This is a genomic window from Gordonia sp. DT219, from assembly GCF_049847065.1.
In the GTDB taxonomy this organism is placed as follows: Bacteria; Actinomycetota; Actinomycetes; order Mycobacteriales; family Mycobacteriaceae; genus Gordonia.
The window spans coordinates 1-281 of record NZ_JBNCNR010000109.1; the positions used below are offsets into that span (position 1 = coordinate 1).

At 65.5% G+C, this 281-nt stretch carries 1 protein-coding gene; it reads right to left on the reverse strand.

The genetic code is table 11. From position 1 onward, the window contains the following. Positions 1-281, reverse strand: a 281-nt coding sequence (locus tag ACPXB3_RS22635) for a DUF222 domain-containing protein (RefSeq protein ID WP_425729897.1), incomplete at both ends; no start/stop codon positions are given.

Consider the following 281-nt stretch of genomic DNA (forward strand, 5'->3'; position numbering starts at 1 on the left):
TTGGTGGCGGTGACGCCGTGGCCGGTTTCGTTGATCAGGTCGGTGAGGTCGGCTTTGATGATCAGCTGCACCGGTAGTCCGCGGTGCGATTCGCCGAGTTCCCCCGACGTCAACGCCAGTTTGTACACGGCCTGCATCGCATCATGATTGCGTTGGGCTTGGCTGCGGGTGTCACGCTCGACCGCGGCCGCCAACTTCTCGGGGTCGGCGTCTTCGACGGAACCCGACGGCGACTCGGGGTCGTCGGGGTTGTTCATACCGGGGGCTGCCCACACCGCCCA